Source organism: Sulfitobacter sp. HI0129 (genome assembly GCF_001635395.1).
Taxonomy (GTDB): domain Bacteria; phylum Pseudomonadota; class Alphaproteobacteria; order Rhodobacterales; family Rhodobacteraceae; genus Sulfitobacter.
The window spans coordinates 1-1112 of record NZ_LWGH01000728.1; the positions used below are offsets into that span (position 1 = coordinate 1).

General features: G+C 64.3%; 1 protein-coding gene. It reads left to right on the forward strand.

Going from position 1 to position 1112, the window contains the following annotated elements; translation table 11 throughout:
* Positions 1-278 precede the first annotated feature (278 nt).
* Entirely contained in the window at positions 279-980 is a 702-nt protein-coding gene (locus A3764_RS18055; protein ID WP_348348220.1) for a cytochrome c biogenesis CcdA family protein, read from the forward strand.
* The last annotated feature ends 132 nt before the right edge of the window (positions 981-1112 follow it).

The window sequence follows — 1112 nt, forward strand, 5'->3', positions numbered from 1 at the left end:
GGATACGCGCGCGATGCTGGCCTTGGCCGTGGTGGGTCTGCCGACAACGATTCTGATCGACCGCATTGGGCGCGAGCGGGGGCGCCTCGCAGGCCCGGCCGAATGGAACAGCCCCGAAGCCGTTGCGCAGATAAGCGCTCTTATTGACGAACGTAAGCAATAGGACATGGAAAAGCACGACGACCGCGCCAGCCGTTCCGCTCCGTGCGCACACGTGGTGGCGGTCTACCGATCAGTTTGGAGATGTGGATTTGATTGAACTTTCCGTTCTTGGACTAATGGCGGCATTGCTGGCCGGTGCCGTTTCCTTTCTGTCGCCCTGCGTGCTGCCGCTCGTGCCCGGCTACGTATCCTACGTTGCCGGACGTACGGTCACCGGCAGTGCAGCGCCTTCGAAGGGGCGGGCCGTCTGGCTCAGCTTCTGTTTCGTCCTTGGCTTCTCCACGATATTCATCGCGCTTGGGGCCTCTGCCACCGCGCTCGGTCAGACGCTGCTGCAGTGGCGCTACGAACTCAACCTCGTCGGCGGCGCGATCGTGATCCTGTTCGGTCTGTTCATGATCGGGGCAGCGCGCCTGTCGGCCATGGAGCGCGACCTGCGTTTCCATCTCGACCTGCCGGGCGGGCAACCGGTCGCCTCCTACGTGCTCGGACTCGCCTTCGGTTTCGGCTGGACACCGTGCATCGGGCCGATCCTCGGTGCCATCCTAACCGCCAGCGCGACAAGCGCGACGATTGGCGAGGGCGTCGCATTGCTTGCCGTCTACTCGGCCGGCCTTGGGATCCCGTTTCTGGTCGTCGCGGGGTTCACCGACAGTATTGCCGGCAGGCTGCGCGGCATCGGTCGTTGGGGTCGCCGCCTGCATCAGGCTGCGGGCGGCGTCATGATCCTGATGGGCCTGGCGATGATGACCGGGCGGTTGAGCGCACTGGCCTACTGGCTGCTGGACACCTTCCCTGTCCTTGCGCGGATCGGGTGAACAGATGCGACTGTACGAGAAACATATCCTCCCTCGGCTGACGCATCTGGCGATGGGCCAGGATCAACTTCTTCCCTACCGGCGCCGCGCCATCTCCGGGCTGCATGGGCGTGTGCTGGAGATCGGAATCGG

Excerpts from the sequence above, each read along its gene's own strand:
- A3764_RS18055 (WP_348348220.1), top strand. The coding sequence starts at position 279 with ATGGCGGCATTGCTGGCCGGTGCCGTTTCCTTTCTGTCGCCCTGCGTG.